Genomic DNA, 6013 nt, shown 5'->3' with positions numbered 1-6013 from the left:
TGAGCATGGCCGCCAAGGCGCTGGAACCGGCTGCCGACGACAGCGCCGCCCCGGCAACGCCGGATGCCCCGGCGTTCGTGTTGCCGACCACTACCGCACCGGCGCTGACCCGTCTGCAGGAAGCGGCACCGATCTTCAGCGCCTCGCCCACGCCCACCCCGGACCTGGGCAGCGACAATTTCGACGACGCCATCGGCGCGCGCATGAGCTGGCTGGCCGACCAGAAGATCGGTCATGCCCACATCAAGGTGACGCCGAACGAGATGGGTCCGGTCGAGGTGCGCCTGCATCTGGAGGGCGACAAGGTCAATGCCAGCTTCACCGCCGCCAATGCCGACACCCGCCAGGCGCTGGAACAGAGCCTGCCGCGGCTGCGCGAAATGCTCGGCCAGAACGGCTTTCAACTTGGCCAGGCCGATGTCGGTCAGCAACAGCAGAATTCGGCCGGCAATCGCAATGGCGGCAACGACAGCGGCAACGGCCTGACCCTGGACGACGCCCCGCCCGTCGGAATTCCGTCGGTGGTGTTACGCCAGCGTGGATTGCTGGACGCCTACGCCTGAAACGACGTACCGGGCATACCCCGGCGCCGCCGATCCTCGCGCTCGGCCGGTAGCCGATGACGCCCCTCCACCCCCGCAGCGCAAGGGCTGCGGGGGCTTTTTGGTTTCCACACCGCCTGCGCCAGGAAACCGACGCGGTTTTGGCATGCCAGTTGCATCGACAGGGTAAGCATTCCCCTGGAGCAGACTGTGGCAGCGGCTGAAAAACCCAAGAAGACCGACGATAAAGACGACAAGGGCGAGAAGAAGAAGGGCGGCAAGAAGCCCATCCTGCTCATCGCCATCGGCGTGGTGGTATTGGCAGCCGCCGGCGGCGGCGCCTGGTTCTTCCTGGGCCACAAGGGCGAGGAAAAGGGCGGCAAGCACGATGCCCCCAAGGTGGCCGAAGTGCCCAAGCCGGCGCAGTACTTCCCCATGGACCCGGCCATCGTGGTCAATCTGGCCGACCCCGGCGATGGCCCGCAGTACCTGCAGGTCGAAGTGCAGCTGGTCACCCGCGACCCCGAAGAGCTCAAGCTCATCACCGAGAACGCGCCGGCCATCCGCGCGCACCTGCTGATGCTGCTGTCGCAGGTCAAGGCCACCGACGTGGCCGACCTGGCCGGCAAGCAGAAGCTGCAGAAGTCTGCCCTGGCCGAAGCGCAGAAGGTCATGACCAGCGAGACCGGCAAGAAGTGCGTCGAAGAATTGCTGTTCACCAGTTTCGTGACCCAGTAAGGCCTGCCCGATGAGCGTCAGTGATCTGCTTTCCCAGGACGAGATCGATGCCCTGCTGCACGGCGTGGATTCGGGCGCGGTCAACACCGAGCCGGAGCCGCTGCCCGGCGAGGCGCGCCAATACGATCTGTCCAGCCAGGACCGCATCATCCGTGGGCGCATGCCGACCCTGGAGATGGTCAACGAGCGCTTCGCGCGGTTGTGGCGGATCGGCCTGTTCAACCTGATCAGGCGCTCGGCCGACCTGTCGGTGCGCGGCATCGACCTGGTCAAGTTCAACGAGTACATGCACTCGCTGTACGTGCCGACCAACCTCAACCTGATTCGGTTCAAGCCGCTGCGCGGCACCGGCCTGATCGTGTTCGAACCCACCCTGGTGTTCACCGTGGTGGACAACTTCTTCGGTGGCGACGGCCGCTTCCATACCCGCATCGAAGGCCGCGAATTCACCGCCACCGAGATGCGCGTGATCCAGCTGATGCTCAAGCAGACCTTCGCCGACCTGAAGGAAGCCTGGGCGCCGGTGATGGACGTGGACTTCGAGTACATCAACTCGGAGATCAACCCGCACTTCGCCAACATCGTCACCCCGCGCGAGTACGTGGTGGTGTGCCGGTTCCATGTGGAGCTGGAAGGCGGCGGCGGCGAGATCCACATCACCCTGCCGTATTCGATGCTGGAGCCGATCCGCGAACTGCTCGATGCCGGCATCCAGAGCGACCGCAACGACCGCGACGACTCCTGGAACGTGATGCTGCGCGAGCAGCTGGACACCGCCGAGGTGACCCTGTCCAGCGTGCTGGCCAGCAAGCGCATGAGCCTGCGCCAGCTCACCGGTTTGAAGGTCGGCGACATCCTGCCGATCGACCTGCCCGCCCAGGTGCCGCTGTGCGTGGAAGACATCCCGTTATTCACCGGCGAATTCGGCGTTTCCAATGGCAACAACGCCGTCAAGATCACCGCCGTACGCCCGCCCGGCGTGCAAGCCCCACGCGCCGTTCCCTCCCAGGACTCCAGCAAATGATCAACTCCGACACCCTCGACGCCTCGCCTGCCACCTTCGACAGCCTGCAGGCCGAGCAGGACCAGAACGCGGCCGACCTCAACCTGGACGTGATCCTGGACGTGCCGGTGACCCTGTCGCTGGAAGTGGGCCGCGCACGCATTCCGATCCGCAACCTGCTGCAGCTCAACCAGGGCTCGGTGGTGGAACTGGAACGCGGCGCCGGCGAACCGCTGGACGTCTACGTCAACGGCACCCTGATCGCGCACGGCGAAGTGGTCGTCATCAACGACCGTTTCGGCATTCGCCTGACCGACGTGGTCAGCCCCAGCGAGCGGATCCGGAGGCTGCGGTGATCGGCCTGCTGGCCGCTGCCGCGCCGGTCGCGGCCAAGGCGACCCAGGTCGGCGCGCAGGCGCCGTCCTCGCCCAGCCTGTTTGGCGCAGTCTTTGCATTGCTGCTGGTGCTCGCGCTGATCGTCGGCCTGGGCTGGTTGCTCAAGCGCATGCCCGGCAGCGGATTCCGCAGCACCGAGGGCCTGCGTGTGGTGACCAGCCTGGCAGTCGGTGCCAAGGAACGTGTGGTGGTGGTGGAGGTGAACGGCCAGCAGTTGTTGCTCGGCGTGACCGCCGGCGGCATCAGCACCCTGCACACCCTGCCCGAGCCGCTGCCGACCGCGCCCGCCCCCACCCTGCCCGCTTTCAAGCAACTTCCCAATTTCGCCCAGCTGCTCGCCCAGAAGCTGCGCAAGGACCCGTGACATGTTGAGCCGTTGGAATCGTTGGGGGCGCAGTGTGCGCCTGGTGCTGATCCTGCTGGTGATGAGTTGCCCGCTGCTGGCCGCGGCCAGCCCGGCCGCGCTGCCGGCAATGGCGCAGGCCGCGGCACCGGCGGCGACCCCTGCCGCGGTACCGGCCGGTTCCAACCAGTTGCCGTCGCTGCCGAACGTGAGCGTGGGCCGCATCGGCGACCAGCCCGTGAGCCTGCCGCTGCAGACCTTGCTGCTGATGACGGCGATCACCCTGCTGCCGTCGATGCTGCTGGTGTTGACCGCCTTCACCCGCATCACCATCGTGCTGGGCCTGCTGCGCCAGGCGCTGGGCACCGGCCAGACCCCGTCCAACCAGGTGCTGCTGGGCCTGGCGATGTTCCTGACCGCGCTGGTGATGATGCCGGTGTGGCAGAAGATGTGGGGCACCGGGCTACAGCCGTACCTCAACAACCAGATCGATTTTTCCACTGCCTGGACGCTCACCACGCAGCCGCTGCGCGCTTTCATGCTGGCGCAGATCCGCGAGACCGATCTGATGACCTTCGCCGGCATGGCCGGCGACGGCAAGTACGCCGGCCCGGACGCGGTACCATTCCCGGTGCTGGTGGCCTCGTTCGTGACCAGCGAGCTGAAGACCGCTTTCGAAATCGGCTTTCTGATCTTCATCCCGTTCGTGATCATCGACCTGGTGGTGGCCAGCGTGCTGATGTCGATGGGCATGATGATGCTGTCGCCGATGCTGATCTCCGCGCCGTTCAAGATTCTGTTGTTCATCCTGGTGGATGGTTGGGTGCTGGTGGTGGGGACGCTGGCTGCGAGCTTTAACGCGTCGTAGGGGTGGCGTGCGTTGCGCGCTGTAGCACTTGCCAGCCAGTTGAGTGTGTTTTGTTGGAGCCGCCGCGCAGCACAGCTGTAGTGCCCAGGCGCTTGCGGCTTAGTGCTTAGTGCTTAGTTCTTGCTTTTTGCTTCTAGGTTCTTGCTTCTCAGGGGCCCCATACCGCAGCGGCAGGCCATTCGGGTCAAACCCCGCAGGGGCGGCGCGCATGGATGCGCGACGTTTTTCAAAGGGACATGGACGTCCCTTTGAAAAATTCCCGGATGGCCTGCGGACCTGGAGCGCGTAGAGCGGAAGGCGCGAGGACGGGGTGTGCTTTCTTTTGGTTACTTTTCTTTGCACAAGCAAAGAAAAGTGACTCGCGCCCGCAGGGCGTGAAAGCCGTTGATTTCTCTGTCTCACACTAAAAACGAAACTGCAAACCGAGCAAACGCAAGTACAGGGCTTTCGCTCCCCTTCGGGGAACGAGTCACTTGATCAGCCTTCGGCTGCTGTAAAGCACTTCTTTGCTTGTGCAAAGAAAGTAACCAAAGAAACACACCCCGTCCTCGCGCCCCTCCGCGCCAAGGCGCTCCGGGTACGCAGTCCACGTGGGAATTTTTCTAAGGGACATCCATGTCCCTTAGAAAAACGTCGCGCATCCTTGCGCGCCGCCCCTTCGGGGTTTGACCCACGTGGCCTGCCGCTGCGGTATGGGGGCCCGAAAAGCCGAAAGCAGAGCAACAGCAAACTAAAGCCAGAGCGCAGCGACAGCGACAGCGACAGCGACAGCGACAGCCAGTGCAACACGAGGCAACTCAGATCCCCGTTCGCCAACCAATCCCGAATCCCCAATCCCCAATCCCACACCTTTGGCATCCCACTTGCATCAGCACCTCCCATGAGCCCTGAAATCGCCCTGACTGAATTGCGTGGTGGCCTGGTCACCGTCCTGTGGATTGCCGGACCGATGTTGCTGGCCGTGCTGGTGGTCGGCGTGGTGATTGGCGTGGTGCAGGCCGCCACCCAGTTGAACGAACCGACCATCGCCTTCGTGGCCAAGGCAGTGGCGCTGACGGCCACGCTGTTCGCCACCGGCAGCATGCTGCTTGGGCATCTGGTGGAGTTCACCATTGCGCTGTTCCAGCGCATTCCGCATCTGATCGGCTAGCGGGCCAGAGCGGATGGATTCTGCAACCCAGATGGTGATCGATGGCCAGCGCGCGTTCGCGATGGTCGGGGCGATCATGTGGACCATGCTGCGCACCGGTGCGTTGCTGACTGCAATGCCGTTGATCGGGACGCGGGCGGTGCCCGGACGGGTGCGGGTGATGCTGGCCGGAACGCTGGCGATGGTGCTGGCGCCGATCCTGCCGCCGGTGCCGGAGTGGGACGGCTTTACCGCGCAGGCGGTGCTGAGCATTGCGCGCGAGCTGGCGGTCGGGGCCAGCATGGGCTTCATGCTGAAGCTGATGTTCGAAGCCGGCGCATTGGCCGGCGAACTGGTGTCGCAGTCCACCGGCCTGTCGTTCGCGCAGATGTCCGACCCCATGCGCGGCGTGACGTCGGGGGTGATCGCGCAGTGGTTCTACATCGGCTTCGGGCTGCTGTTCTTCGCGGCCAACGGGCATCTGGCGGTGATCGCATTGCTGGTGGACAGCTACAAGGCATTGCCGATCGGGACCGCGTTGCCCGATGCCGGCGCATTCGCCGAAGTGGCGCCCACCCTGTTCCTGCAGATCCTGCGCGGCGGGTTGACCCTGGCCTTGCCGATGATGGTGGCGATGCTGGCGGTCAACCTGGCCTTCGGCGCGCTGGCCAAGGCGGCGCCGGCATTGAACCCCATGCAACTGGGCCTGCCGCTGACGGTATTGCTGGGGCTGTTCCTGCTGTCGAGTTTCGCCAGCGAGTTCGCCCCGCCGGTGCAACGCATGTTCGATACCGCCTTCGATGCCGCAAGAGAGCTGACGGCCTGATCCACAATAGACAACGGTCGACCACTGCAAGCACGGCAGGCCGCCAAGTTGCCGGCGCCGACGCCACTACGACGGGCCTCCCCATCCTGCACCCCCAAACCGTGACACACCTCAATTTTCTGGCCGCGCAGCCGCTAAAGCCCCTACACGATTGACGCTGCGTATCGT

8 protein-coding genes are annotated in these 6013 nt (G+C 64.7%); all 8 read left to right on the top strand.

The features are described from left to right. Nucleotides 1-563, top strand: a 563-nt coding sequence (locus tag EO156_RS07585) for a flagellar hook-length control protein FliK (RefSeq protein ID WP_164735854.1), incomplete at its 5' end; no start/stop codon positions are given. A 189-nt stretch (nt 564-752) separates the two neighbouring features. Next, nucleotides 753-1280 (top strand): flagellar basal body-associated FliL family protein, encoded by a 528-nt coding sequence (locus EO156_RS07580; protein ID WP_011051248.1) that lies wholly within the window; start codon nt 753-755, stop codon nt 1278-1280. A gap of 10 nt (nt 1281-1290) precedes the next feature. Further along, complete coding sequence (gene fliM, locus EO156_RS07575; RefSeq protein WP_005917976.1) at nt 1291-2304, top strand: flagellar motor switch protein FliM; 1014 nt, start codon at nt 1291-1293, stop codon at nt 2302-2304. Continuing rightward, entirely contained in the window at nt 2301-2639 is a 339-nt protein-coding gene (fliN, locus tag EO156_RS07570; protein ID WP_005917974.1) for a flagellar motor switch protein FliN, read from the top strand. The genes fliM and fliN overlap by 4 nt, the downstream gene beginning before the upstream one ends. Further along, nucleotides 2636-3043: a flagellar biosynthetic protein FliO gene (gene fliO, locus EO156_RS07565; protein ID WP_005921346.1), complete on the top strand. Its 408-nt coding sequence runs from the start codon at nt 2636-2638 to the stop codon at nt 3041-3043. Before fliN ends, fliO begins: the two co-directional genes overlap by 4 nt. A gap of 1 nt (nt 3044) precedes the next feature. Continuing rightward, nucleotides 3045-3890, top strand: coding sequence for a flagellar type III secretion system pore protein FliP (gene fliP, locus EO156_RS07560; protein WP_029828963.1), 846 nt, complete (start codon nt 3045-3047; stop codon nt 3888-3890). Between the two features lie 880 nt (nt 3891-4770). Beyond that, nucleotides 4771-5040 carry a flagellar biosynthetic protein FliQ gene (locus EO156_RS07555; RefSeq protein ID WP_005917968.1) on the top strand — a complete coding sequence of 90 codons (270 nt, stop codon included), beginning with the start codon at nt 4771-4773 and terminating at the stop codon, nt 5038-5040. A gap of 13 nt (nt 5041-5053) precedes the next feature. After that, nucleotides 5054-5845, top strand: coding sequence for a flagellar biosynthetic protein FliR (fliR, locus tag EO156_RS07550; RefSeq protein ID WP_005917965.1), 792 nt, complete (start codon nt 5054-5056; stop codon nt 5843-5845). Nucleotides 5846-6013: the final 168 nt, after the last annotated feature.

The sequence above is a fragment of the Xanthomonas sp. DAR33341 genome, assembly GCF_003992815.1.
Taxonomy (GTDB): domain Bacteria; phylum Pseudomonadota; class Gammaproteobacteria; order Xanthomonadales; family Xanthomonadaceae; genus Xanthomonas; species Xanthomonas cissicola.
The sequence above is the reverse complement of the archived record's forward strand: the minus strand, read 5'-3'. Positions and strand labels throughout refer to the sequence as shown.